The sequence below is a fragment of the Aeromonas sp. R7-5 genome, assembly GCF_040908015.1.
GTDB lineage: Bacteria > Pseudomonadota > Gammaproteobacteria > Enterobacterales > Aeromonadaceae > Aeromonas > Aeromonas caviae.
The window spans coordinates 208,995-234,490 of sequence record NZ_JBFOCZ010000026.1; the positions used below are offsets into that span (position 1 = coordinate 208,995).

Here is a 25,496-nt window from a genome sequence, read left to right on the forward strand (position 1 = left end):
AATGAGCATGTTGTCAAAGCGTATTATCCCCTGTCTCGACGTCAAAGATGGCGTGGTGGTCAAGGGCGTGCAGTTTCGCAACCACGAGGTGATGGGCGGCATTGTCGACCTCGCCCGCCGCTACGCCGCCGAGGGCGCCGATGAGCTGGTCTTCTATGACATCACCGCCTCGAGCGACGAACGGGTAGTGGACAAGAGCTGGGTAAGCCGGGTGGCGGAAGTCATCGACATCCCCTTCTGCGTCGCCGGCGGTATCAAAAGCGTGGAGGATGCCCGCCAGATCCTGGAATTCGGTGCCGACAAGGTCTCCATCAACTCCCCCGCCCTGGCCGATCCCACCCTGATCACCCGGCTCGCCGAGCGCTTCGGCGTGCAGTGCGTGGTGGTGGGTATCGATTCCTACTTCGATGCCGCCCTCGGTCAATATCAGGTCAAACAGTTTACCGGCGACGAGAGCCGCACCCGCACCACCACCTGGACCACCCTGGAGTGGGTACAGGAAGTGCAGCGCCGGGGCGCGGGGGAGATAGTGCTCAACGTGATGAACCAGGACGGCATGCGTCAGGGGTACGACCTTGAGCAGCTCAAGCTGGTGCGCGCCGTGTGCAAGGTGCCCCTCATCGCCTCCGGCGGCGCCGGGGCCATGGAGCACTTTCGCGATGCCTTTACCCTGGCCGACGTGGACGGGGCGCTGGCCGCCTCCGTGTTCCACAAGGGCCTCATTCCCATTCCCGAATTGAAACGCTGGCTGAAAAACGAAGGAGTCGCCATCCGTGAATAATCAAGCAGTAGACAATGCATTGCCGCTGGCCGAGCGCCTGGACTGGGCCAAGTGTGAGGGCATGATCCCCGCCATCGTTCAGCATTCCCTCAGCGGCGAAGTGCTGATGCAGGGCTTCATGACCCGCGAGGCGCTGGAAAAGACCCAGACCACCGGCCAGGTCACCTTCTTCAGCCGCAGCAAGCAGCGCCTGTGGACCAAGGGCGAGAGCTCGGGCCATGTGCTCAAGCTCGTCGCCATCACCACCGACTGTGATCAGGACTCCCTGCTCATTGCCGCCGACCCGGTCGGCCCCACCTGCCATCTGGGCAACCCCTCCTGCTTCGACGGCCACCCCGTGCCGCCGCTCGGCTTCCTGGCCGAGCTCGAACAGATCCTGGCATCACGCAAAGGGGCAGATCCCGCCACCAGCTACACCGCCAGCCTCTATGGCAAAGGCACCAAGCGCATCGCCCAGAAGGTGGGTGAAGAGGGGGTGGAAGTGGCCCTGGCCGCCATGGCGAAAGACAGAGAAGAGCTCATCAACGAATCCGCTGACCTGCTCTACCACCTGACCGTCTTGCTGCAAAACGAAGGCTTGGGTTTGAAGGATGTGGTGCAGCGCCTGCATGAGCGCCACACCAAATAATTATTGAATTCTGTTCAACAAAACGGGCCCTGTGGGCCCGTTTCATTTCATGATTGCCCCCTCGCCGGGGGATGGTATGCCCCGCGCCGCCCTCAGCCGATACGGGTCCAGAAGCTCATGTTGACCGAATGATGGTCAAGCAGGGTCAGGTACTCCCCTGCCACGTCGTTGTGCAGCCACTGCTGGCAGTAGGCTTCCACCAGCGACTGGCTGGGGGCCATCACCACGTCCGCATAGAGGCCGTCGGCGCCGCGCAGCAGGCAGTGCATGATGAGCCCGGATTGCTGGACAAGAAACTCGGACTCGACCCGCCGTGACAGGGCGAGCAAATCAGCCTCCGTCACCCCTTCCCTGAGCCTGAAAGTGGCAAACTCGACGCCCCCTACCCCTTGCATGTCGCCCTTGATGATCATCTTTTTTCTCCGTTGTGGATGGTCTGGAGAACCCAGCATAACGAAGGGCTACTGACAGCCTTGTGTCAGTCCTGAATGACCTTTTCGGCGCCACTGCGCCCAGGGGGAAACGCGTCCGACTGGCGCAGGGCAAGGTAATCGGCCAGGGTCGCGCCAGATGGTGCCCCTTCTCCCGGTCGGCACGACGCCAGGGTGTCGATGCGATCAACCCTGAAATCCCGGTAGGCCCGGCGCAGCGCACACCAGGCGCCGAGCGTCCAGCATCCGCCCCAGTAGAAGAGCCCGAGGGGAAAGAGCTGGCGTTCCGTCCTGCTGGCGCTGGCATCCCGGTAGCCAATGTGCAGCCAGTGACCGGCCGTGATGGCGTCGTGCAACCTGTCCCAGCGAGCGTATGCCGGCTGCGCCGTGGAATAGTCCGGCACCCGCACCACGGGGACGCGAGGTGCCCGAGCCTCCTTGGCGGGCAGGGCCGCCTCAATCTTGGCGAGCAGGGCGCGGGCCGGATCGGCCATCCCCTTGCCCGTCAGCACCGCCACCAGGTTCACCCCGGTGATGAGGGCCTCCAGCTCGGCCGCACTCAGTTGCAACGGGGCCATTTCGAACCCCTCGCTCAGCCGATAGCCCAGCCCGGCTTCCCCGTAAACCGGAATGCCCGCCAAAGAGAGATCGTCGATATAGCGGTAGATGGTGCGCTCCGACACGCACAGGCGCGTCGCCAGATCCCGGGCGGTCAGGGGTTGATGGGCCCGCAACAGGTTGGTCAGTTGAAACAGTCGGTCCGATTTTCTCACAGGCATCCTCAGGCTGGCAGGACATGGCGGCCATGGTAAGCCGGGACGGGCTCGAAAGGCACGTCTTGTTGGCTGGCGACCGCTACCGGCGAGGCCCTGTTTCTTTGCATCGCGCAACACAAAACGGGCCCGCAGGCCCGTTGATGGCGCGGTGCCTTTGTCGTCACGCCAACTGCTTGCGCAGCATGAATTTTTGCACCTTGCCGGTGGAGGTCTTGGGCAGCGGGGTGAAGATGATGCGCTTGGGGGCCTTGAAGTGGGCCATCTGCTCGCGGCAGAACGCGATGAGCTCGGCCTGGGTGAGCTCGCGCCCCTCCTTGAGCTTCACGAAGGCGCAGGGTACCTCCCCCCAGGTCTCGTCCGGCATGGCGATCACCGCGGCTTCTTCCACATCGGGGTGGCGATAGAGCACATCCTCCACCTCCAGGCTGGAGATGTTCTCCCCGCCGGAGATGATGATGTCCTTGGATCTGTCCTTGATCTCCACATAGCCGTCCGGGTGCCAGACCGCGAGATCCCCGCTTCGAAACCATCCCTGTGCCATCGCCTCCTCGCTCGCCGCCGGGTTCTTGAGGTAGCCCTTCATGACAATGTTGCCCCGCAGCACTATCTCTCCCAGGGTCTTGCCATCCATGGGGACCGGCTCGCCGCTGACGGGGTTGATGACCCGCATCTCCCCTTGCAGGGGGGAGGCCACCCCCTGGCGCGCCTTGAGACGGGAGAGCGTGGTGGCATCCTGCCCCTGCCAGCGTCTTTGCGGCTCGCACACCACGCAGGGGCCATAGGTTTCGGTGAGGCCATAGACATGGGTCACGGCGATCCCCATGGCCTCCATGCCGGCGATCACGGTGGCGGGCGGCGCTGCCCCCGCCGTCATCGCCTTGACGGGGTGGTCGAGTCCCTGCTTGAGGGCCGGATCGGCATTGTTCAGCATATTGAGCACGATGGGGGCGGCGCAGAAATGGCTCACCTTGTGTTCGCGCAGCGCCCCGTAGATGGCCGCCGCCTGCACGTGGCGCAGACAGACGCTCACCCCGGCGGTGGCCGCCAGGGTCCAGGGGAAGCACCAGCCGTTGCAGTGAAACATCGGCAGGGTCCAGAGGTAGACGGGGTGCTTGGGCAGCTCCCAGGAGAGGGCATTGTTGACCGCATTGAGGTGGGCACCGCGATGGTGATAGACCACCCCCTTGGGGTTCCCCGTGGTGCCGGAGGTGTAGTTGAGGGAAATGGCCTGCCACTCGTCCGCCGGCAGCCAGCCGGGTTCGTCCCCGTCCCCCAGGGCGATGAACCCCTCGTAGTCGAGCTCGCCGACCAGCTCCCCTTCCCGGTAGAGGGGATCGTCGATGGCGATCACCAGGGGCTGGCTGTCAATGAGAGAGAGCGCCTTTCGCACCAGGGCGCCGAACTCCCGGTCCACCAGCACCACCTTGCTCTGGGCGTGCTGGAAGATGAAGGCCATGGCGTCCGCATCGAGCCGGGTGTTGATGGTGTTGAGCACGGCGCCGCTCATGGGCACCCCGAAGTGCGCCTCGAACATGGCCGGCACATTGGGGGCGACGATGGAGACGGTGTCCCCCTCGCCAATGCCGCGACGGCGCAGGGCCGAGGCGAGCTGGCGGCAACGGCGTTCGGTCTGGGCCCAGCTCTGGCGCAGGGGCCCGTGGATCAGCGCCGGATAGTCGGGATAGACCCGGGCGACCCGCCCCAGAAAGCTCAAGGGGGTCAGCGCCTCGAAATTGGCGGGCGTCTTGCCAAGGCCGGCGTCGTACATGTTCTGCTCTGTCATCGGATCCTTCCTCACAGGGGCACAAAACGGGGTGGCTCTCGCGGTTCACCACGACCGGCATTGCGCCCTGATGCGGGACCAGGACGCCGGCTGGAACCGGATGAAAGGGTATCAAGGGGGCCAGATCCCAGGTATTAGCGAAACGTCTTAGGGGCCCTCGGCCCTGCTCTCCCTGTCGCCAATCGCCGACGCTATTTTTGCGCGGTCACTTTTTGCGCAGTCAGCCTCTGTCGCGATCCCGTGGCCCTTGCCTTGAGCCTGCGGCGCAAAATGCCAAGAATGATCCCAAGCCCTCAACGGGTATGAGTACGAGGAGAAGAGTGATGAACAAATCCATGTTGGCAGGTGTCGGGATCGGTGTGGCCTCTGCGCTGGCATTGTCGGCGGTCGCCAGCGGATCCCTGTTTTCATCAGAGCCCCAGTTTGCCGAGGTGCTGGCCAGCAAGCCGGTGACCGAGACCATCAAGACGCCACGTCAGGAGTGCCGCAACGTCACCCTGACCCACCGCAAGCCGGTGCAGGACGAGCACAAGATCCTGGGTACCGTGGTTGGCGCAGCCCTGGGCGGCGTGGTCGGCCACCAGTTTGGCGGTGGCAGCGGCAAGAAGGTGGCCACCGCCGCCGGTGCCGTGGCAGGGGGTTATGCCGGAAATCAGGTGCAGGGCAACATGCAGGCGGGTGATACCTACACCACCACGGAGCAGCGCTGCAAGACGGTGCAGGAGAGCAGCACCCGCACCATCGGCTATGACGTCACCTACCGCCTCGCCGGCCAGGAAGGGGTGGTACGCATGGAGAAGCAACCCGGCCCCACCATTCCGGTCAAGGATGGCAAGCTGGTACTGAGCAACGCGCAGGGTTGATACTCCGTTAGGAGCGCCCTGCCATGAGGAAGGCCCACCATGACGGTGGGCCTTTTTCATCTTCGCAACCCAACCTGTCTGCAACAGGTCTTCCCAACAAACGTTTTCTCAACAGAAAGGGGCCCGCAGGCCCCTTTTTATATTGAGAAGTCATTCTCAGTGGCGACCGAAGGGCCACCAGGACTTGTCGTTGTCCTGGATGTCGACCCGGGTCTGCTGCAGGGCGCCGGGCTGGCCCCCTTCCACCCGATCGAGGCTCACCCTGAACTGCTCGGTGGGCTCGACGAACCAGTCATCGATGATCAGCACCTTGACCGACTTGCTGCCCCCCTCGCCCGCGGCCCAGCTCACCGACTGACCGAACCAGGGCAGGAAATCCAGCCCCCAGCGCGCCGTGACCCCGTCAAGGGCCACCCGGGCCCGGGCCGGCTTGCTCAGATCGCCGCTGCGCACCAGGGGGATCTCGGCAAACCACTGCCCCTCGTTCACCGTGATACTGGCCTGAGCCAGCGAGATGGTGGACGGTGCCAGCTTGTCCTTGATGGTCACCAGGGTCTGGTGCTGATCCCCCAGGGTCGCGCCGCTCGCATCAAACAGCTCCAGGGTGAAGGTCTCATCCCCCTCGTGCAGGGTGTCGCTCTTCACCGGAATGCTGATGGTCTGGGGCTCGCTCTGCCCGTCCGCCCAGTACAGGGTGCCGGTGAGGGGCGCCACATCGCCTGCGTCCGCGCTGCCGTAGACGATGCGATAACTCACGCTCGCCTCCCCATAGGTGCCATCGCGGCGCGCCACGCTCAAGGCCAGGGTGTTGCCCTCCTCCACGTTCGCAGCGGCGCTCTCGAGACTCAATACCCCGGCGGGTGGCTGCGGATACTGGATGGCCACCAGCACGGGATCGTGATCCGAGGCGCTGAAGGGCCCTTCGGATTTCGCCAGCTGGCCGCTGTACTTAGTGCCGTACTCGAAGAAGTTGCTCTCGGCGGAGTTGATGTGCCAATCCTCGATGCCGATCACCTTGGCCGCGAGACTCGGGTTTGCCAGGGCGTGATCCAGGTTGCCGAGCTCCCCTTCGTAGCTGTAGGAGTAGGTGTCGGTGCCATGGAAGCGGGTATTGAGGTTGATAAGACCATACCCCTTGCCAAGGGCGCTGCCGCTCTCCTCGAAGGGCTGACCCGCCAGAGTGGTGAAGGAGGCGCTCATGATCTGGCGCGCCTGGGCGGCCGGATCATAGTCGGTCAGCACCCGGATGGGATCCTCCATGCCATAGGCGTTCATGTCGCCGATGAGCAGCAGATCCCCGGCCAGATCCTTGAGCTGTTCCCCCAACACCTTGACGGCGGAGACCCGCAGCGCGTTGCAGTGACCCTGGCCATCCAGCGGATCGGCGCTGGCGTAGTCGGGGTAATCCTCGAAGCAGGCGGAGCCCTTGGACTTGAGGTGGTTGACCACCAGGGTCAGGGGCGCATCCCCCTTGGGCGAGCTGAAGCGCTGCACCAGCGACTCGCGCATCCCCTGATTGATGGTCACCGGCTTGCCGCTAGCGTCCACCGCCTCGGCCTGCTGCACCGGCAGCGCGATAAGGCTGGCGGCCCCTTGCGGGCTCACGCTGGCGGGTCGGTAGATGAGCCCCACCGTGATGGCGTCGGTGCCAATGGGCTTGCCATCCGGCGAGGCAATCCAGCGGTAGTGATCCGCCTCGTCCGGCTGGACGGCGTTGAGGGCCGTCACCAGGTTGGCGATGGCGGAGTTGTCGCCATAGCCGTTGTTCTCGATCTCCATCAGCCCCACCACGTCGGCATTGAGGCGGGTGATGGCGCTGACTATCTTGGTGCGCTGCAACTCGAACTCCGCCACCGTCAGGGCGCCCCGGTTGCTGCCGGTGGGGTTGGCATCGCCCCCCACCACCGTGGTGAAGAAGTTGAGCACGTTGAAGCTCGCGACCCGCAGATCCCCCGCCTCGGCGAGCTCGGGGGTTTCCACCCGATCCCAGCCACTGTGATCAATCTGGCTCGCGTCGATGCGGTTGCTGGCCACCAGCCTGAACAGGTTGTAGGAGTAACCAAGGGCCCCCTCCAGCCCGTTGAGCTTGTCGCCGATGCGAAGGTAACCGTCCTCGGCGTTGAAGCCGGGGAACCAGGGCAGCACACCGTCCGGCGCCTTGGCGTCCGTCTCCACCACCAGCTGGTTCTGCTGGTTGCGAAGGGCCCAGTCGCTCGCCTCCTGGCTCATGGCGGCAAATTTCTGGGTCGACTTGATGAGCGGCGAACCATAAGAGAGCACCAGGTTGTTACGCTTGCCGTCGTAATCGAAGCTGAAGTTGCGGGTCACCACCAGACTGGAGCCGGGCACCAGCCGTACCTGCATCCCCTCGTGACGCTCCAGCAGCTGGCTCAGGCTCTCGCCCGCCACCGGTAGCAGATCCACCGCAGCCGGCACAGCCCCTTGCGGCCGGGTCACCACCATCTCGTCGGCGTTGATCTGGGTCTGGTTGAAATACTCCTTCACCTTGCCAAAGACGCACACCTCGGCACCCGGCACGACGGCAGCGTTGGCCTTGGTGCTGTAGACGAAGAGGCCGTCGGAGGTCGCCGGATCACCGTCTCCCTGCTCATCTTGAATGAAGAAGCCCTTGTAGAGGCCGCTCACCACCTGGGTTACCACACCGCGAGTGGTATAAGCCTGTTCCGATTCAAACTTGCCAGCCGGCACCAGCGGGCTGCTGCTGCCCGGGCCCTGAATAGCGGGCACCGGTACCAGGCTGTCCACCGGACAGACGAAGGCGGGCGGCTGGGTGCCATCGCAGGGGCCATCGCCACTGCACCCCAGACCACTGGCGTCATCTTTCGGGGCCGCCACATATTCGAGCGCCGGATCGAAGGGGGCGGTTGCATCAGTGCGGCCGATGGTGACGGTGGCCTTGCGGCGCAGGGTCATGTCCAGGGTCGAGACGTTGCCGGAGACCCAGGCCGTACCCGGATCCATCCCTACCTGGCCGAAGCTGTCGATTACCTCGCTGCCGCGATAGAGCACCAGGGCGTCGTCACCGTTGAACACCAGGTTGCCGCTGGTCTGGGTCGTCTTGGCCAGGATCTCGGCATTTGCAGAGGGGTTGGCTAGCACCAGACTGGCCCCAGGGGCGAGGGTGCCTTGCAGCGCCAGGCTGTTGGTGGGGGCATCGGTGATGGGTTTGCCGTTGGCGTAGAGGGCCAGCCGATATTGGGAGAGATCGACGGCGTCGCTGCCGAGGTTGCTCAGCTCCACCGCCTTGTTGTTGCCGGACCCTTCCAGGTATTCGGTGATGAGCAGTTGCGCCTGTGCCTGTCCAGCGAGCGCCAGCCCGACGGCCAGCGCCACCAGAGAGTGTCTTCCTGACATGGTCAGTTTCCTTTTTTATTTGCAGATCATGTTATTGGCGCCCCGCACAAGGCGGGCCGCAGCACCTTGGATGCAGCCATCAACGGGAGGCATGTCAGCCCCCGGCCGAAACTGCGCGCCCACTCTGCCCCGTCAATGCCGGGGCTGCTGCGAGCTGGCTAACAATGACAACAAAATGTTGCGCCAAGGTGACGGGCAATACCCGAATGGGCAGTGTCTGCCATCACTGCGCAGGAAGTTGTCGCCACCCTCACCCCCTGCTGGCGGTCTCTGTCAGGAAGCGACATCGGCTCCGGGGCAGACGGGTGAGCATTACGCAGGCCTCTGCCCGGTACCATTTCGTGAACAGCGCCACTCACAGACACTGGATCATGGGCAAATCCATGGGCGCCATACCGGGCGCCGCCCCCTGCGTGGCCCGAGAAGGCAGAAAACCGGGGGTGGAACGCTCTCCTGGTGCTCTTGTGGAACCGGTTCCAGTAATGACAGAAATAACAAGAGAGGGGATGACACAAACGTTTGTTGCTTTTGCGCTCGCGAATAGCAATAGTTCTCACTTTCTTTTTTGACCGTCTCTATTCTCGAGGTGCTACAAGATGTTTCGTCACCCCCTGGCAAAGTTGCTGCTGCTCGGCCAGCTCGTCCTGGTGAGCTGGATGGCGCAGGCCGCCCCCCCCGTTGAAGTGGAAGATGTGATGGGCCGCAAGGTCTCCCTCAGCCTTCCGGCAAGCCGCATCGTGCTCGGTTTCTATCCCGAAGATTACCTGGCGGTGGCCGGTGAAGGCGGGGCCGAACGCCTGGTGGGCATGTCCCTGGGCTGGTTCATGAAGTCTCGTCCCGCCATCTGGTCTCTCTACGTGACCAGCCAGCCACAACTGGCCAACGTGCCGGACCTTGGCAACGTGCAGGATCAGAGCTTCTCCATCGAGAAGACCCTGGCGGTCAAGCCCGACCTGGTGATCCTGGCGAAGTGGCAATATGAGGCCCTGAGCGCCGACCTGCCACGCCTTGAGCAGGCGGGGATCCCGGTGGTGGTCATCGACTACAACGCCCAGACCCTGGCACAGCACATGGCGAGCACCCTGCTGCTTGGCAAGCTGACCGGCCAGGAGGCCCGTGCCCGGAAGATGGCCGACGAGTACAAGGCCAAGATTGACACCATCACCTCCCGCATCGCCGCCGCGAAGCGCACGCCGCCCCGGGTCTACATCGAGCTGGGTGACAAGGGCCCGGCCGAGTACAGCTACACCTATGGCAAGGACATGTGGGGCGCCATGGCCCTGCTGGCCGGTGGCAACAACGTGGCCGCCCCCTTCGTCGATCGCTGGGGCCCCATCCACCCGGAACAACTGCTGGCGAGCAAGCCCGAGGTGATCCTGATGGCGGGCTACGAGAGCGTGAGCAGTGCCGTCGCCATGCAGGTCGGCCAGGATGTGTCGGAAGAGACAGTGCGCCAGCGTCTGCAAGGCTTTGCCGCCCGTCCGGGCTGGCGCGAGCTGCCTGCGGTGAAGCAGGGTCGCCTCTACGCGGTCTATCACGGCGCCACCCGCAGCATCATGGATGCCGCCCTCATCGAGTTCATGGCCAAGGCCCTCTATCCGGACCTCTTCCAGGATCTCGACCCCCTGGCCACCTATCAGGCGTTCTACCAGCACTACCTGCCCATCCGTCCCCAGGGCACCTTCATGCTGGGCATTCATCAGCACAACGCGCACTGAGTGTCGGCCGGGGTCTCTCCGGCTCATTCCCTCCCCCACCCGGTGGAGAACCCACCGGCGACCTCAGGTTGCCGGTGGCAAAAACGATAAAAAACCACAAGACAAGATGGAGTTCACACGCAGATGACACTTTTCTCCCGCTATGCCAGCCTGGTGCTGGCAAGCCTTTGCTGCTTGTTTGGCACCGCACAGGCGAAAGTTGAAACCCTGACAGATGTGCTGGGACGGGAAGTCCAGGTCGATCTCCCCGCCAAGCGGGTAGTGCTCGCATTTTACTTTGAAGACTACATGGCCGTCGGTGGCGAACAGGCCTTCGATCGGGTCGTCGGCATCTCCCGCGAGGCCTGGGAAGGCTGGCGTCCTGCCAACTGGTCCCTCTTTACCGCCCATCGCCCCTCCCTCAAGGAGATAGCCGACGTAGGCGAGGTAGAAGTGCAGACCTTCTCGGTGGAAAAAGTGCTCGCCCTCAAACCCGACGTCGTCGTCCTGGCCGACTGGCAATATAAAGGCCTTGGCCAGGACGTGGCCCGTCTCGAACAGGCCGGTCTGCCCGTGGTGGTCGTGGACTACAACATGGAACTCCCCGCCAATCACAAGGCCAGCACCTTGCTGCTCGGCAAGATTGCGGGCACCGAGCCTCGCGCCCGCCAGCTCGCAGACGAGTACCAGCATGCCATCGACGAAGTACATGGCCGGATCGCCGCCGCCAATCTGCCCAAGCCCCGTTTCTACGTGGAGTTTGGCAACAAGGGGCCTGACGAATATGGCTTCAGCTATGGCAAGGGCATGTGGGGTCCGCTCGGCCACCTGGCTGGCGGCGACAACATCGCCGCCCCCTTTGTAGAATGGTACGGCCCCATGAACCCCGAGCAGGTTTTGGTCTCCAAACCCGAGGTCATCTTCCTCACCGGCACTGAATCCACCCAGAACCCCACCGCCGTGCTGCTGGGCCAGGGAGTCAATCCCGCGCTCGCTCGGGCACGGCTCCAGGCCTTTACCGAGCGTAAAGGTTGGGCGAACCTGCCAGCGGTGAAGGAAAAGCGCATCTATGGGATTTACCAGGGCGCCTCCCGCACGCTGCTCGATTACACCATGGTCCAGTTCATGGCCAAGGCGCTCTATCCGAGCCTGTTCAAGGAGATGGATCCGCTTGCCAACTACCTCGACTTCTATCGGCGCTATCTGCCGGTCAAGGCAGACGGCACCTTCGCTATCGCTCTTTAACCTTCAACCTTCGTGGGCGCCTCTTGTGGCGCCCGTTTCAGGATTGTCACCATGAATGATTTGGCTGCCCTGCAGCAGACCCTCGCCCGGCAGCGGCAACGGGAGCGCCGTCGCTGGCACTGGCTCCTGCTGCTCGCCCTGATCCTGTGCATTACCCTGGTGCTCGACATCGCCACCGGCCCCTCCCTGCTGGCCCTGCACGACGTGATCGATGCCTTGATCGCCCCCGCCCAGGCCGATCCCATGACCCGCACCATCGTCCACGACATGCGCCTGCCCATCGCCCTCATGGCCCTGGTGGTCGGTGCCTCCCTCGGTCTTGGCGGTGTGCAGATGCAGACCCTGCTGGACAACCCCCTCGCCAGTCCCTATACCCTCGGGCTCGCGGCGGCGGCGGGCCTTGGCGCGGCGCTGGCCCTCTACACCGGCGGCCTCGGGCTTCCTCCCCTGGTGGCCATCCCGGCCGGTGCCTTCATTGTGTGCATGTTTGCCGCCTGCCTGCTGTTTGGGCTGGCCATGATGCGCCATGTCAGCAGTCAGACCCTGATCCTGGCGGGCATCGCCCTGCTGTTCCTGTTCCAGTCCCTGCTCTCCCTGCTGCAGTTCCTCTCCTCCCCCGAGCTCAACCAGCAGATCCTGTTCTGGCTGTTTGGCAGCCTGATGCGCACCACCTGGGACTCCCTGATCATCACCGCCGTCGTCACCCTGATCTGCACCCTGCTCATCTACCGTGACGCCTGGGCCCTCACCAGCCTGCGCCTCGGGGAAGCCCGCGCCCGCAGCCTCGGGGTCAACGTCGACAGACTGCGCATGAAGACCCTGGTGCTGGTCGCCCTGCTCACCGCCACCGCCACCAGTTTCGTCGGCGTGATCGGCTTCGTCGGCCTGGTGGCCCCCCATATCGCCCGCATGCTGGTGGGGGAAGATCAGCGCTTTTTGATCCCCCTCTCCGCCCTGTGCGGCGCCTGCATGCTCTCGGCGGCCTCGGTGCTCTCCAAGTCCATCATTCCGGGGGCCCTGTTCCCCATCGGCATCGTCACCGCGCTCATTGGCGTGCCCTTCTTCATCTGGTTGATCCTCGGCAGGGGGCGTAAACGTGCTTGAAATATCCCGACTTTCCCTCTCCCTCGGCCAGCAGACCTTGCTGCGGGATCTCAGCCTCACTCTGCATCCGGGTCAGGTCCATGTGATCATCGGCCCGAACGGGACCGGCAAGACCTCCTTGATGCGCACCCTCTTTGGTGAACTGACCCCGGACAGTGGCGACATTCGCCTCGGGGACCAGAGTGCCCGCCAGATGACGCAGGCCAGGTGGCGCCAGCAGTTTGGCTACATGCCCCAGAACATCCAGCTGGAGCTGGATCTCAGCGTCATCGAAGTGGTGGTGCTGGGGCGCCTCGACAGTCTCTCCATGCGCCTCGCGGACGAGGATATCCTGGCTGCCGGCCGCGCCCTGCAGGCTCTCGGGATCGCCCATCTGGCGGATCGCCCCCTCTACTCCCTGAGCGGCGGCCAGCGGCAGATGGTGCTCTTCGCCCAGGTGCTGCTGCGCGACCCCCGCATCATGATGCTGGACGAGCCGGTCAGCGCCCTGGACCTGCACCACCAGATGCAACTGATGGAGCACCTGTGCCAGCAGACCCGGGAGCAGCAGTGGATCACCCTGGTGGTGCTGCACGATCTCAACCTGGCCGCCCAGTTTGCCGATCAGCTGATCGTGCTGGCAGGGGGAGATCTGCAGGCCTTCGGCCCCCCCGCCCGGGTGCTCGACGCGGCCCTCATCGAGCGCCTCTACCAGGTGCCGGTGGAGATAAGCCACGATCAGCATGGCATCCCCTTCCTCAGAACCCTGCGAAAGACATCATGACACAGTGCTGCGCCATCCCGGCGCCCACCGCCCCACGCGCTGGCGGGAGGCGACCATGAACGGCGCCTCCTACTGGCGGGACTGGCAGGGCATGAGCCCGGCCGCCCGCCTGCTCATCACCAATGGGCTCGCCTTCAACCTCGGCTTCTACATGATGATGCCCTTCCTCGCCCAGCACATGGGCAGCGGGCTCGGCCTGGCCGGCTGGGCCTGTGGCCTCGTCATGGGGATGCGGGTCTTCAGCCAGCAGGGGCTCTTCCTGTTGGGCGGCACCCTTGGAGATCGCATCGGCTACCATCCCGCCATCGTCTGGGGCTGCCTGGTACGATCCTTGGGCTTCGTGCTGCTAGGCTGGGCCGAGTCCCTGCCCATCCTGCTGCTGGCCGCCGCCCTCACCGGCTTTGCCGGGGCCCTGTTCACCCCCTGCGCCCAGGCCTACCTTGCCAGCGAATGCCACAACCCGAGCCAGCGTCAGCGCGCCTTCGCCCTGCACAATCTGGCCAGCGAGGCGGGCATGCTGCTCGGCCCCCTGGTCGGCCTCACCTTGACCCAACAGAGCTATACCCTGACGGGGATCCTGGCGGCGAGCCTCTTCGCCCTGCTCGGAGTGCTGCAATACCGGGTGCTGCCCAAACGCCCGGTGAGCAACCAGAGCCCCCGTGGCGCCATCTTGCGCCAATGGGGGGAGATAGTGCGCCAGCGCCCCTTTATGGGGTTCACCCTGCTGGCAGGCAGCTACCAGATCCTGTTCCACCAGCTCTATCTCGCCCTCCCCGCCCATATCCAGAGCCTGCCGGACGCCACCCACCTGCTCGGCGGCGTCTTCACCCTCTCGGCGGTGATCGGTGTCGTGCTCCAGCTCCCGGCCTCCCGCCTGGTGGAACGCCGCCTGGGGGTGCCGCTCGCCATGGGGCTGGGGATAGGCATGATGGGCTTGAGCTATCTCGCCCTGCCCCTGCTGGCACCCTGGCCGACGGCAGGCGTGTTGACGCAGGTGGCCCTGCTTTCCTTGGGCTCCATCCTCTGCTTCCCGCTCTTCGCCGCCCAACTGCCCCGCTACGCCCCCCCTGAGCAGCTCGGCAGCTACTACGGCTTCTATGCCAGCGCCGGGGGCTGCATGGCGCTCTTTGGCAACCTGATCATCGGCTTTATGCTGGGGGATGCGGGCAGCCGCCCCGCCACCGCCATCTGGTGGCTGCTGGCCCTCGCCGGCCTGCTGGCCGGGTTTGGTCTCTATACCCAACTGCGCAAGGATGGCCAGGTTCAACCTGCTCCCCATCAATAAACAGGGCGGCCAAGGCCGCCCTGTTTTATTCCCTTTTCTCCCCCTTCCGCTCTCTGCCTTATCCGGCTAAACCGGCTTCAAGACCTTGTCAGATACGCGAGCAAGCTCGGCTGTACTCGATGAGCAAAGCAACATCGGACATTCACGATAGCAATAAAAAGGACGCCATCGGGCGTCCTTGAAGAGGAAGACAGAACAGGGTCAACTCCCCAGATGCAGCGCCAACCACACCGCCAGCGGGATCACCAGCACCGAGAGCGCATTGCCGCCGAGCACGATGCTGGCCACCTTGTCGGGCTGGCACTGGTACTGCTCACTGAGGATGTAGTTGAGCACCGCCGGGGGCAGCGCCACCGACAGCATCAGGAGTGGTATCCAGTCAGGTTCGAGGGGCAGCAGCCAGACGGCGAGCCCCAGGGAGAGGCCCCCCGCCAGCAGGTAGAGCAGGTTGCACTTGATGGCCAGCCCCAGATGATCCAGCTCCCCTTCCATCAGCCGGATGCCTAAGGCAAACAGCATCAGGGGCACCGCTATCTGGCCGAGCAGGGTGGCGCTGGTCACCAGGTATTCCGGCAGCGGGATATGCAGGTTGGCCACCAGCAGCCCGGCGAAGGCGGCCCAGAGCACGGGGCTTCTCAGCCAGAGCCAGCGGGAGCTGCTGGCGGAGAGGATAAACATGCCCACCGAGAAGTGGAGCAGGTTGGAGAGCACAAAGAGGATGACGATGGCGCCGAGCTGCTGCTCGCCAAAGGCGAGCACCATCAGCGGAATGCCGAGGTTGCCGGTGTTGCGAAACATGGCGGGCAAGATCAGCGCGGCTCGCTCTATCTCCTTGAGTTTGAGCAGGGAGAGCAGCAAGCCGGGCAGCAGGATCACCAGGGCACCGGCCCCCACAAGGGGCAGGTGCGCCGCGAGATCCAGGGGGTATTTCACCAGGGCCGAGAAGACCAGCGCCGGGGTAAAGAGCTCGATATTGGCCCGGTTGACATAACCCAGGGCCCCGCCCGGCCGCAGCCGCCCATAGAGAGCGCCAAGGCCCACCACCGCAAACACGGGAATGACGATATTGAGCAGGGCGCTGAACATGGGTATCCCGTTTACAGTTCGCGGGCCGGGCGTCCCATCAGCACCACGGGGTCCAGCGTCACCTCCTGGCTGCCGTTGCTGACCCAGAGCTGGCCGTCGGAGATGGTACAGGTGAGCTGCATGGTGCGCTCCACCATGGCCGCCAGGGGCAGGGTCTGGCTGTCGGAGAGTTCGATGACGCTCAGGTTGTCGTGCAGACCGAGCTTGCCCTGGTTCTGCTTCCACCAGACGCTGGTGCCACGACCGCCATAGAGGTAGAGCACCACCTGGCGAGAGCGGTTGCATGCCTTCTTGAGACGGCGCTCGTCCGGCTGACCCAGCTCAATCCAGAGTTCAATCTCGTCGGAGTAGTTCTTGCACCAGAGCTCAGGCTCGTCGTCGGCAGAGAGCCCCTTGGTGAACTCCAGCCGCTCGGCGGCATGCCAGGCGAAGGCCGCGAGGCGGATCATCATGCGCTCGTCGGTCTCGGAGGGGTGACGGGCCAGGGTGAGGGAGAAGTCCTGATAGAGATTGCGATCCATGTCAGACAAGCTGATCTGGGCCTTGAAGATGGTTGCCTTGAGCGCCATAGAAGTCGTGAATACCTGATAAAAGAGAAGGGGGCGGACATGCCGGGCGTCAGTGTAATCAAAATGGCCGCCGGGTTCGACCGTCTTGCGCTCCCTTTACCCCATCAGGGGTGGGCAAGTGCTTCAGAAGACACAAAAAACAAATGCCAGTCGTGAGACTGGCATTTGGCGGCATGAACGAGAGTGACTCACTTCTCGGCGGACTTGACCCCGAAGGCATTGAGCAGCAGGCAGCAGGTCACTGCCACTGCCACGAACCCGCTCAGGAAGATAAAGGGCATGGCCCCATACCCCAATACAGTCCAGATGGTGTGTTCAAGCAGACTCATAGTGTGTCCTTCATCCAGTGAAATGGGTGTCCCTTTCGTGACGGGGTCGCCCCCGTTCCTGATGAGACTATTTGACCTCAACCCGCGCCTGAGTCCTATGCCACCAAAGTAATAAATGGGGCACCTGTTTGCGCCAGATCAAGGTTTTACCCCTCACCGCCCCGTTTTTCTTCGCGCCCCCGCCCCAAACCGGAAAGGTACGCCCAACAAAAAGCGAGGCGACCTTGGGGTCGCCTCGCTCGATGCATGCCGTCGAGAGCCATCAGTAGAAGGTCTGCTGCTCCGCCGCCATCGCTTTCAGCCGCGCACAGGGGGCGAAGCGGTCGCCAAAGCGCTTCTGATGGTGCTCAAGACGCCCCACCAGATAGTCGATGCCGAGGCTGTCCATGTAGCGGAACGGACCGCCCAGGAAGGGAGGGAAGCCGATGCCGAAAATGGCGCCGATATCGCCGTCCCGGGCCGAGGTCACCACGCCGCCATCCAGGGCCATGGCTGCTTCGTTGAGCATCAGCAGCACGCAGCGCTCGGCGATCTCCTGCCTGGCCAGTTTGGCCTGGGGCTTGACGCCCAGCACGTCGTAGACGCTCGCGTCCACCGTCTTCTTGCCCTCCTTGCCGGTGAGCTTGTTGCGCGGGGCCGCCTTGCCATAGAGATAGAAGCCCTTGCCGTTCTTGCGCCCCTTGCGATCGTCTTCCAGCAGCTTGTCAAAGGCCTTGGGCGCCTGGAACTGCTCGCCACCCAGCTCTTTTTCGAGGATGGGGGAGATCTTGGCCCCCACGTCGATCCCCACCTCGTCCAGCAGGGTGATGGGGCCGACCGGGAAGCCGAAGTCGAGCAGAGCGCCGTCCAGTACCTCCACCGGCTCCCCTTCCAGCACCAGGCGCGCCGCCTCGTTCATGTAGGGCGCCAGGATACGGTTGACGTAGAAGCCGGCCTCGTCCTTCACCACGATGGGGGTCTTGCCCTGGGCCCGGGCGAAGGCCAGGGTGGTGGCCACCGTCTCGGCGCTGGTACCCGCGTGGGGAATGATCTCGGCGAGCGGCATCTTGTCCACCGGGCTGAAGTAGTGCAGCCCCACCACCCGCTCCGGATGCGTCGCCGCCGAGGCGATCTGGTGGATGGGCAGGGAGGAGGTGTTGGAGGCAAACACGGTGTGCTCGCCGCACTCGCGCTCCACGTCCTGCACCATCTGGTGCTTGAGGTTGATGTCCTCGAATACCGCTTCCACCACCATGTCCACCCGGTGGAAGCCGGAATAGTCCAGGGTGCCGGTGAGCAGGCTCATCTGTTTCTCCAGCTCACTGCGCAGCAGTTGGCGACGCTTGAGTTTCCTGGCGAGGAGGTCGTAGCTGTAACGCATGGCATTGCCGATGCCGGCGCTCGCCACATCCTTGATCCGCACCGGTACCCCCGCCTTGGTGGCGGTGACGAAGGCGATGCCGCCCCCCATCAGGCCGCCCCCCAGCACGGCGGCATGACCCACCTTGCGCGGCTCGGCCCCCTGATAGCTCACCTCTTTCTTCATCTCCGTGGTGGCGAAGAAGAGGGAGCGCAGGGCGGCGGATTCCGGCGTCATCACCAGCTCGCCGAAGTGGCGGGCCTCGGCCTGCAAGCCGGCCTGCATCCCCTCCTCCACGCCGATGCGCACCACCTCGATGATGCGCTCCGGCGCCGGGTAGTTGCCCCGGGTCTTGGCCTTGACCCCCTTGCGGGCCTGATCGAACAGCACCTTGCGACCAAATTTGTTGGTCTCCAGCACCTTGCCCTGCAGATCCCGTTTCAGGTGGTGGCGCGGCTTGCCCTTCTTGGCAAGCTTGATGGCGGCCTCCAGCAAAATGGACGGGGGCACCATGTCATCCACCAGCCCGAGCTTCCTGGCCTGTTTGGCCCGCACCTGCTTGCCGGTCAGCATCAGATCCAGTGCCTTGGCCACCCCGATGAGGCGCGGCAGGCGCTGGGTACCGCCGGAGCCCGGCAGCAGGCCGAGCTGCACTTCCGGCAGGCCCAGCACGGTTTTACCGTGATCGGTCACCACCCGGCCATGACAGGCGAGCGCCAGCTCCAGCCCGCCGCCGAGGCAGGGGCCGTGAATGGCGGCGATCACCGGGATCCCCAGGGCTTCGATCTCGGCGAACACGTCCTGTCCGGCCCGGGACAGCGCTTCGGCATCCTGGGCGCTGGTGCAGGCCGCCAGCATGGCGATGTCGGCCCCGGCAACGAAGGAGTCCTTCTTGCCGGAGACGATCACCAGGCCGATCAGATCCCCGTTCCCCTTTACCTCGGCCAGCAGAGTGCGGATCTCGTCCGCAAAGGAGGCCTTCAGGGTGTTCATGCTCTCACCGGGCACATCCATGGTGAGGATGCCGATGCCGTCTTTGCGAATATCCAGAGAAAAAGTCTTGGCACTCATCATTCCACCTCCAGCACCATGGCCACACCCAGCCCACCCGCCGCACAGGCGGTGTTGAGCCCCAATCCCCCACCCCGGCGCCGCAGTTCATGCAGGGTCTGGGTGATCATGCGCGCCCCGGTGGCGGCAAAGGGGTGACCAAAGGCCAAAGAGCCGCCGAGCACGTTGAACTTCTCCATGTCCACCTCGCCGATGGCCTGATCCCGGCCCAGCTTGTCACGGGCAAATTCGGCGCTTGCAAACATCTTGAGATTGGCCAGCGTCTGGGCGGCAAAGGCTTCGTGCATATCGATGAGGGTCAGATCCCCAAGGGTGATGCCGGCACGGTCCAGCGCCAGCGGCGTGGCATAGGAGGGGCCCATCAGCATGTCCTGCCAGACATCGATGGCGGAAAACGCGAAGCTGCGGATGTAACCCAGCGGCTCCAGACCCAGCTCACGGGCCCGCCCTTCACGCATCATCAGCACGGCGGCGGCGCCGTCGGTAAGCGGAGTGGCGTTGGCGGCCGTCACCGAACCGTGGGCCCGGTCAAAGACCGGTTTGAGCTTGGCGTAACTCGCCAGATCCGAGCTTTCACGGATGTTGTTGTCCCGCTCCAGCGGCGACTTGTAGGGGGGCACGTGGGCGGTGAACACCTCACCACTCAATTTGCCCTGCGCCCAGGCTTCGGCCGCCAGGGTGTGGGAGCGGTGGGCCAGCGCATCTTGCGCCTCGCGGCTGATCTGGTGGGTCTTGGCCATCTGCTCGGCAGTCTGCCCCATGGAGAGACCGGTGGAGTACTCGGCCACGGCCGGGGGAACCGGCAGCAGGTCCTTCAGGCGCAGACGGCGCAGAATATTGAAACGCTGCTGGAGGTTGCGCGCCTTGTTGAGATCCACCAGGGCGCGGGCCAGAGACTTGCTGACCCCGATGGGCAGCACGGAAGAGGAGTCGGCACCGCCGGCGATGGCGATGTCCACCGTGCCGGCCATGATGGATTCGGTGACATTGGCCACCGCCTGGAAACTGGTGGCGCAGGCGCGCGACACGCTATAGGCATCGGTGCTGACACTCATGCCGGTGCCGAGCACGATCTCCCGGGCGATGTTTGGCGCTTCCGGCATCTGCACCACCTGGCCGAACACCAGCTGGTCGATGAGCTTGGGGTCGAGATCGGTGCGGGCGAGCATCTCGCTCACCACCAGTTTGCCCAGATCCACCGCAGGCACGCCGTGAAAAGCGGTGGCCTGCTTGGCAAAGGGGGTGCGCAGACCCGCCACGACGGCTATCCGTTCGCCCTGGCGAGTCGTCAGTTTCAATGGCTGTTTCATCCTGGCTCCTTGGGTTAAAAAGGCAGAGGTCTGACCTCATTGCGCCACATCTTAACAATCCAATCACAACTTTCATACGGCTGATTGAAACTAAATTGTCCCCATCTTGCCACCCTCCCTCGCCCTTGTGAGCCAACTGGGGTATAAAAAGATCAACTTCCATAAAAACAACGGGTTTATCGCATGGCAGCGGCCGAGTTCAGAGCACTTGGAGACTATCTGGGCAGCCAGATCCTGGGACAGGGCCCCCTCATCGAGGGGCTGCTGATCGCCCTGTTATGTGAAGGACATGTGCTGATCGAGGGGGCCCCCGGTCTTGCCAAGACCCGGGCGGTCAAGGCGCTGGCCGGCGCCGTGGAGGGGCGCTTTGCCCGCATCCAGTTCACCCCCGACCTGCTCCCTGCCGATCTCACCGGCAGCGAGGTGTTCCACCCGCAGGATGCGAGCTTCGTGTTTCAACCCGGCCCATTGTTCAACCACCTGGTGCTGGCGGACGAGATCAACCGGGCGCCGGCCAAGGTGCAGTCCGCCCTGCTGGAGGCCATGGCCGAGCACCAGATCACCGTGGGCAAGAAGAGCTGGCGCCTGCCCTCCCTCTTCATGGTCGCCGCTACCCAGAACCCCATCGAGCAGGAAGGGACCTATCCCCTGCCGGAGGCCCAGCTCGATCGCTTCTTGCTCAAGCTGCTGGTGGATTACCCCAGCCCCGCCATGGAGCTGGCCATCCTCCAGCTCAACGCCCGCGGCGACGCCCTGCCGACGCCGCCGGTCACCCTGAGCCAGTCCGACCTGCTGGAAGCCCGCACCGCCGTTCAAGGGGTACAGATGCAGGGGCGCCTCGAGCACTATCTGGTGCAACTGGTGTGCGCCACCCGCCCCGGCAGCGGCCTGTGCCCCGAGTTAGACCCCCTGGTCGCGGTGGGAGCCAGCCCCAGGGCCAGCATCGGCCTCGCAAGAGCCGCACGGGCCCGGGCCTGGCTCGCCGGGCGCGACTTCGTATTGCCCGAAGACATCCAGCAACTGGCGCCTGCCGTGCTGCGCCACCGCCTCATCCCGAGTTATCAGGCGCTGGCGGACAACCTCGATAGCGAGGCGCTCATCGCCCTGCTGCTGGATGCCATTCCATGCCCCTGAGCCGACCCCCACAGGCAGCCCTATCGCCATGACCCCCGTCGCCGAGCCCCGGGATCACCCCGACATCGCCCTCACCCTCGAGCGGCTGCTGGCGGTGCGCCTCTGGACGCGCCAGGGCGAGCGTGCCCGCATTCATCAGGCGGCCCAGGGGCGTATCGGGCGCCAGCCCGGGCTGCATTTCAGGGAGCTTCGCCTCTATCAGGCCGGTGACGAGGTGCGTCACATCGACTGGCGGGTCACCGCCCGCCTCGGCCGCCCCCACACCCGCCTCTACGGGGAAGAGCAGGATCAGGCCCACTGGTTGCTGCTGGATCTCTCACCCGCCATGTACTTTGGCTCCCGCTCCCAGCTCAAGGCCCGCCTTGGCTGCGAGCTGGCCGCCGCCCTGCTCTGGCAGGGGGAGAAACAGGCCAATACCTTGATCTGCCAGGGCGCAGCCCCCCACACAGAGCACCAGCGCGGCTCTCTCATGCCTCTGCTGGAAGCGCTCTGCCGCCATTACGAGGCAGGGCTGGATCGCGCCCCCCCGCCCTGGACGCTGGCCCAGACCCTGGCACGACTCACCCTGCCTCACGGGGCCAGATTGACCCTGATAAGCCATCACCAGGCACCGGACCAGGCCCTCTGCCAGCAGTTGCAACGCCTTCGCCTGCGCCACGATATCCACTACTGGCAGATCCGCGATCCCCTGGAAGCCGCCCTGCCCGAGCAGGGGCAGCTGGCAGTGCAGGCAGGCAGACACAGAGGTTGGCTCGCGGGAGAAGATCCCCGCTTTCGCACCCGCTATCAGAGTGCGGCCGACGAACAGGCCGAGGCCTGTCGCCAGCAGTTACTGCCCCTGGTGACGCGCCTCTATCGCCTCGACAACGGCGCCACCCTGCAACGCCAGTGGCAGGAGGGCGGATGCCGTCTGTTTTGAGGGGGGAGCAGGGCGTGCCCGCACCGGATGCATATCGCCAGCCCTCGTCCAGCGAGGCCTTGCAAGCCATCCGTGCCGAGCTGCGCGACATCCACCAAGGCCCCGCTCTCGAGCCTGCACAGGATCCTCGCCTGATGGCCCTCGGGGGGCTGCTGATCGCGGCGATCGCCGCTTGCCTGATCGCCACGACGGCCCTCACCCTGTTGCGCCAGCGCCGCTGGGCGCACCGGATAGACTGGCAGGCAGACGATCTCGTCCCCAGGCTGCAGGATGCCCTGCGAGAAGCGGCCATGGCCCGCTGGCCCGAGGCGGCCCCCCTGCAAGGGGAGGCCTGGCTCGCCTGGCTGGACAGCAAGGGGGGGAGCGATTTTTCCCGGTTTGCCGCCCAGTGGCCACTCTGGCTCTATGGGGGCAGAGTGCCCGATGAGGCGCAGCGCAAAAGATTGCGCCTCGCCTATCTCGCCTGGGGGCGACGCTGCGTCAGTGCGCCGCGATTCCCGGCAAGCAAGCGAGGGGCCCCTTCCCCGGAGGGTACGCGATGATCCTCGCCTGGCCCTGGTTTTCCCTCGCCCTCGCCCTGCCGCTGCTGGTGCGCTTCGGCCTGCCTCCCATGAAGGGGCGCAAGGGAGGAAACCGGCTCGTTCACGGAGGTTTTCCCCTGCTCCAGCCCCAGGCGGGGCAACCCTTGTGGCGCATGATGCTCTGCTGGTGCGCCCTGGTACTGGCCCTGTGCCGCCCCCAGTGGCAGGAGCCCCCGATCATTCACTACCAGAGCAGCCGTGACCTCATCCTGGCGGTGGATCTCTCCGACAGCATGCGCACCCAGGACATGCTGGATGACGGAGAGCAAACGGACAGGCTTGCCGCGGTGCGCCAGCAGATAAGCAACCTTGTCGCCTCCCGCCCGGGGGATCGCATCGCCCTGGTCGTCTTTGCCGATCACGCCTATCTGCTCTCCCCCCTCACCCAGGAGACCGGGGCCCTGCTCACCCTGGCCAGGGAGCTCGATTTCGATCTGGTGGGGCGCACCACGGCCCTGGGGGAAGCCATCCTGCTGGCACGCCAGCACGCCGACCCCACCCGCCCCACCGCCCTGCTGCTGGTGACGGACGGGCGCAATACCTCGGGCAATGCGGATCCCCTGACCGAGGCCAGGCTCGCCGCCAAAGCCGGCATCCGTCTCTATACCCTGGGGGTGGGCGCCGACCCCGACACCTTCGCCGCGCCCGCAGGGGACGCCGATCCCAGTGCCGAGCTGGATGAAGCCCTGTTGCAGCAGCTGGCGACGCTGGGAGGAGGCCGCTATTTTCGCGCCCGCAACCGGGGCGATCTCGCCGCCATCAACCAGGCCATCGACACCCTGGAGCCCCTCGCCCGGCCCCAGACCCTCTCTCGGCCCCACCAGGAGCTCTACCCCTGGCCACTGGCCCTGGCCTGGCTGCTGCTCTGCTGGCCAGCCCGCTGGCACATCCCCCTGTCACACAGGCCATCCCATGAGTAGGCAGGTCATGATGGTGGCACCATGGAGCTGACCTTGCTGCGCCCCTTCTGGTTGCTGGCCCTGCTCCCCTGGCTGTGGCAGGGGTGGCGCCGCCGCCGCGATCCTGGCTTGCTCTCCCCGGCCATGCAGGCCTATCTGCTGCCGAACCGCCATCGGGCCATCCCCTGGCGCTGGCTTGCCTGTCTGCCGGTCATCCTCGCGCTCTCGGGCCCCGCCCTGCGCCAGCAGAGTCTCCCCATGCCGAGCCCGGCCCTCGATATCTGGCTGCTGGATCTCTCCGACTCGATGCTGGCACAGGATCTGGCGCCGGACCGGGCAACCCGGGTGAGGCTGGGATTGCAGGAGATGCTGGCCGACATTGCGCGGCAGGACGCGGCCCATCCTATCGCCCTCATCCTGTTTGCCGGGGATGCCTACCTCGCCATGCCTCCCACCCGGGATCATCAGGCCATCGCCCTGCTGCTGCCGGACCTGCGACCGGCCATCATGCCTGTCCAGGGCAGCGCCCCCGAGCGCGCCGTGGCCCTGGCCCTCACCCTGATCCCGCCGGGCCAGTCCGCCCGTCTGCTGCTCGTGACCGACGGCCTCTCCGGGACAGCGCGCGATCGCATCGCCGCCCTCTGGCCCTGCCTCAACGACCTGTTCTGCAAGGCAGGCTCGGCCCCGCGGCTCGACATCCTGCTGGCCAGCGGGGGCAAGGAGACCCGGCTGCCCGGCGTGGCTGCCGAGCGCTGGCAGCTCGGCAGCCCGATCGGCCACACCTTGCCGGCGCCCGACGAGGAGGCCATGACCGCCCTTGCCGCCAACACCGGAGGCAGGCTGGCCTGGCTTGATTCCGGCCTGCCCCGCTTTGCCCCCCTGCCCATGGGCCAGGCCCTGACGCAGGGGCAATCCCGGGATCTCGGCCCCTGGCTGCTTATCCCCTTGCTCCCCCTGGCGCTGCTGGCGCGGATCGGCGCCCACTGGCTGCTGGTGATCCTCGTCATTGGCTTCGCGCCCCCTTCCCTGCAGGCGGCCTCCCGACAAGATGAAGCAGGCTGGCAGGCTTATCGCCAGGGACACTATCGGGAAGCGGCCAACGCCTTCCAGGATCCGGTCTGGCAAGGCAACGCCTGGTATAGATCCGGGGATTACGCCAGGGCCGTCGCCGCCTATGGCAGGGCAAACAGCGCCACCGCCCACTACAACAGGGGCAATGCCCTGGTCTGGCTCGGGGATCTTGCCGCCGCGGAGCAGGCCTATCTGAGCGCCCTTCGCCTTGAACCTGGGCACAGGGATGCCTTGCACAACCTGGCCCTGCTGCGGGCCAACCCGCCGCAGTCGGCGCCCTCGGCAAATGCCCCGGCGCAGGCCGACACTCCCGACCCCGCCCGCGCCTCAGAGGCTCCCCGCCCCCCGGCGCCCCCCGTGCTACTGCTGGAGCAGCGTCTTCGCAAGGAGGCCCTGCGCCGCCCCCTGATCAAGGTGGAGGAGCCCTGGTGATCCTCGTGCTGCGCTTGCTCTCCCC

At 65.1% G+C, this 25,496-nt stretch carries 22 protein-coding genes; 13 read left to right on the forward strand and 9 right to left on the reverse strand.

Features of this window, described 5'->3' with window-relative positions:
* Positions 1-7 precede the first annotated feature (7 nt).
* Positions 8-781, forward strand: coding sequence for an imidazole glycerol phosphate synthase subunit HisF (gene hisF / locus AB5Y53_RS09545; RefSeq protein ID WP_042881382.1), 774 nt, complete (start codon positions 8-10; stop codon positions 779-781).
* Positions 774-1,409 carry a bifunctional phosphoribosyl-AMP cyclohydrolase/phosphoribosyl-ATP diphosphatase HisIE gene (gene hisIE / locus AB5Y53_RS09550; protein WP_029314506.1) on the forward strand — a complete coding sequence of 212 codons (636 nt, stop codon included), beginning with the start codon at positions 774-776 and terminating at the stop codon, positions 1,407-1,409. Before hisF ends, hisIE begins: the two co-directional genes overlap by 8 nt.
* Positions 1,410-1,501: 92 nt before the next feature.
* Here hisIE and AB5Y53_RS09555 read toward each other — a convergent pair whose 3' ends face one another.
* From AB5Y53_RS09555 to AB5Y53_RS09565, 3 genes are all read right to left on the reverse strand, one after another.
* Complete coding sequence (locus AB5Y53_RS09555; protein ID WP_202042500.1) at positions 1,502-1,822, reverse strand: hypothetical protein; 321 nt, start codon at positions 1,820-1,822, stop codon at positions 1,502-1,504.
* A gap of 65 nt (positions 1,823-1,887) precedes the next feature.
* Positions 1,888-2,586 carry a helix-turn-helix transcriptional regulator gene (locus AB5Y53_RS09560; RefSeq protein ID WP_368182011.1) on the reverse strand — a complete coding sequence of 233 codons (699 nt, stop codon included), beginning with the start codon at positions 2,584-2,586 and terminating at the stop codon, positions 1,888-1,890.
* A 190-nt stretch (positions 2,587-2,776) separates the two neighbouring features.
* Positions 2,777-4,399, reverse strand: coding sequence for an acyl-CoA synthetase (locus AB5Y53_RS09565; RefSeq protein WP_368181829.1), 1,623 nt, complete (start codon positions 4,397-4,399; stop codon positions 2,777-2,779).
* 323 nt (positions 4,400-4,722) lie between these two features.
* On the opposite strand from AB5Y53_RS09565, the gene AB5Y53_RS09570 reads away from it, so the two are divergent.
* Complete coding sequence (locus AB5Y53_RS09570) at positions 4,723-5,262, forward strand: glycine zipper 2TM domain-containing protein (protein WP_010674678.1); 540 nt, start codon at positions 4,723-4,725, stop codon at positions 5,260-5,262.
* Positions 5,263-5,418: 156 nt separating this feature from the next.
* On the opposite strand, the gene AB5Y53_RS09575 is transcribed toward AB5Y53_RS09570, so the two are convergent.
* Positions 5,419-8,637 carry an ExeM/NucH family extracellular endonuclease gene (locus tag AB5Y53_RS09575; RefSeq protein ID WP_368181831.1) on the reverse strand — a complete coding sequence of 1,073 codons (3,219 nt, stop codon included), beginning with the start codon at positions 8,635-8,637 and terminating at the stop codon, positions 5,419-5,421.
* A 596-nt stretch (positions 8,638-9,233) separates the two neighbouring features.
* On the opposite strand from AB5Y53_RS09575, the gene AB5Y53_RS09580 reads away from it, so the two are divergent.
* The 5 genes from AB5Y53_RS09580 to AB5Y53_RS09600 all read left to right on the forward strand — a co-directional run bounded on the left by AB5Y53_RS09580 (position 9,234) and on the right by AB5Y53_RS09600 (position 14,731).
* Positions 9,234-10,355: an ABC transporter substrate-binding protein gene (locus AB5Y53_RS09580; RefSeq protein ID WP_368181833.1), complete on the forward strand. Its 1,122-nt coding sequence runs from the start codon at positions 9,234-9,236 to the stop codon at positions 10,353-10,355.
* A gap of 123 nt (positions 10,356-10,478) precedes the next feature.
* A complete protein-coding gene (locus tag AB5Y53_RS09585) occupies positions 10,479-11,579 on the forward strand; it encodes an ABC transporter substrate-binding protein (protein ID WP_103243162.1) in 1,101 nt (366 codons plus the stop codon).
* Positions 11,580-11,630: 51 nt separating this feature from the next.
* On the forward strand, positions 11,631-12,683 hold the full coding sequence (locus AB5Y53_RS09590) for an iron ABC transporter permease (protein ID WP_171865395.1): 1,053 nt from the start codon (positions 11,631-11,633) through the stop codon (positions 12,681-12,683).
* The gene (locus AB5Y53_RS09595) at positions 12,676-13,446 is read left to right on the forward strand and encodes an ABC transporter ATP-binding protein (RefSeq protein WP_010674674.1); all 771 of its coding nucleotides are present in this window, start codon (positions 12,676-12,678) and stop codon (positions 13,444-13,446) included. Before AB5Y53_RS09590 ends, AB5Y53_RS09595 begins: the two co-directional genes overlap by 8 nt.
* 55 nt (positions 13,447-13,501) lie before the next feature.
* The gene (locus AB5Y53_RS09600; protein WP_368181835.1) at positions 13,502-14,731 is read left to right on the forward strand and encodes an MFS transporter; all 1,230 of its coding nucleotides are present in this window, start codon (positions 13,502-13,504) and stop codon (positions 14,729-14,731) included.
* A 201-nt stretch (positions 14,732-14,932) separates the two neighbouring features.
* Here AB5Y53_RS09600 and AB5Y53_RS09605 read toward each other — a convergent pair whose 3' ends face one another.
* The 5 genes from AB5Y53_RS09605 to fadI all read right to left on the reverse strand — a co-directional run bounded on the left by AB5Y53_RS09605 (position 14,933) and on the right by fadI (position 20,435).
* Complete coding sequence (locus AB5Y53_RS09605) at positions 14,933-15,817, reverse strand: AEC family transporter (protein ID WP_368181837.1); 885 nt, start codon at positions 15,815-15,817, stop codon at positions 14,933-14,935.
* Positions 15,818-15,828: 11 nt separating this feature from the next.
* Entirely contained in the window at positions 15,829-16,386 is a 558-nt protein-coding gene (locus tag AB5Y53_RS09610; RefSeq protein ID WP_010674671.1) for a YaeQ family protein, read from the reverse strand.
* A 188-nt stretch (positions 16,387-16,574) separates the two neighbouring features.
* Positions 16,575-16,715, reverse strand: coding sequence for a TIGR02808 family protein (locus AB5Y53_RS09615; protein WP_010674670.1), 141 nt, complete (start codon positions 16,713-16,715; stop codon positions 16,575-16,577).
* A 262-nt stretch (positions 16,716-16,977) separates the two neighbouring features.
* The gene (gene fadJ / locus AB5Y53_RS09620; RefSeq protein WP_368181839.1) at positions 16,978-19,125 is read right to left on the reverse strand and encodes a fatty acid oxidation complex subunit alpha FadJ; all 2,148 of its coding nucleotides are present in this window, start codon (positions 19,123-19,125) and stop codon (positions 16,978-16,980) included.
* Positions 19,125-20,435 (reverse strand): acetyl-CoA C-acyltransferase FadI, encoded by a 1,311-nt coding sequence (gene fadI, locus AB5Y53_RS09625; protein ID WP_010674668.1) that lies wholly within the window; start codon positions 20,433-20,435, stop codon positions 19,125-19,127. The genes fadJ and fadI overlap by 1 nt, the downstream gene beginning before the upstream one ends.
* Positions 20,436-20,618: 183 nt before the next feature.
* On the opposite strand from fadI, the gene AB5Y53_RS09630 reads away from it, so the two are divergent.
* The 5 genes from AB5Y53_RS09630 to AB5Y53_RS09650 are packed head-to-tail and all read left to right on the forward strand — an operon-like array spanning position 20,619 to position 25,471.
* Positions 20,619-21,569: a MoxR family ATPase gene (locus tag AB5Y53_RS09630; RefSeq protein ID WP_151027840.1), complete on the forward strand. Its 951-nt coding sequence runs from the start codon at positions 20,619-20,621 to the stop codon at positions 21,567-21,569.
* A 28-nt stretch (positions 21,570-21,597) separates the two neighbouring features.
* A complete protein-coding gene (locus tag AB5Y53_RS09635; RefSeq protein ID WP_368181841.1) occupies positions 21,598-22,488 on the forward strand; it encodes a DUF58 domain-containing protein in 891 nt (296 codons plus the stop codon).
* Positions 22,473-23,030: a DUF4381 family protein gene (locus tag AB5Y53_RS09640; protein WP_234928615.1), complete on the forward strand. Its 558-nt coding sequence runs from the start codon at positions 22,473-22,475 to the stop codon at positions 23,028-23,030. The genes AB5Y53_RS09635 and AB5Y53_RS09640 overlap by 16 nt, the downstream gene beginning before the upstream one ends.
* A complete protein-coding gene (locus tag AB5Y53_RS09645; protein WP_368181844.1) occupies positions 23,027-23,989 on the forward strand; it encodes a VWA domain-containing protein in 963 nt (320 codons plus the stop codon). The genes AB5Y53_RS09640 and AB5Y53_RS09645 overlap by 4 nt, the downstream gene beginning before the upstream one ends.
* A 21-nt stretch (positions 23,990-24,010) precedes the next feature.
* Entirely contained in the window at positions 24,011-25,471 is a 1,461-nt protein-coding gene (locus tag AB5Y53_RS09650) for a tetratricopeptide repeat protein (RefSeq protein WP_368181846.1), read from the forward strand.
* The last annotated feature ends 25 nt before the right edge of the window (positions 25,472-25,496 follow it).